The following is a 444-nucleotide window of genomic DNA, read 5'->3' on the forward strand; positions in this document are numbered from 1 at the left end:
TACTACAGTCGTAATTGCTCTGTAATCATCCGGTTATCCCGACGACGATAATGGCATTGTTGTGCGTAATATTGATGTCGCCGCCGCCAATATGACCAATGCAAAATTTGTTCGAGTGTTTCTCCCATTCTTTCCATTAATTTGGATAGCAGCTTACGCAGTTCCGCCACACTGAGGGCGATCAGTTCCGTCGGCGTTTTTTTTCTCCTGTATCCGCAAGACCGCCAGAACCGCATGAGCCAGCAGCGATAAGGTAATATGCCGATACCAGCTATGCCATTGCCGCACTTCATCATGATCCAGACCACATTCTCCCTTTGTTTCCTCAAAACCACATTCAATTTCCCAGCGACAACCTGCCACCTGAGCCAGGGTTTTCAGATTAGCCTGTTCCCGGTGCGCATACACGACATAGTAAGCCCGTTCCTGTTTTTCATCCCGGCT

Annotated in this window: 1 protein-coding gene; it reads right to left on the minus strand. The window is 48.6% G+C overall.

Annotation, left to right across the window (positions count from 1 at the left end):
- Positions 1–153: 153 nt before the first annotated feature.
- The coding region (locus H8A87_RS19500) for a transposase (RefSeq protein ID WP_198691534.1) at positions 154–444 on the minus strand (291 nt) is incomplete at its 5' end.

Origin of the sequence: Xenorhabdus lircayensis (assembly GCF_016306625.1) — a bacterium.
GTDB classification, from domain to species: domain Bacteria; phylum Pseudomonadota; class Gammaproteobacteria; order Enterobacterales; family Enterobacteriaceae; genus Xenorhabdus; species Xenorhabdus lircayensis.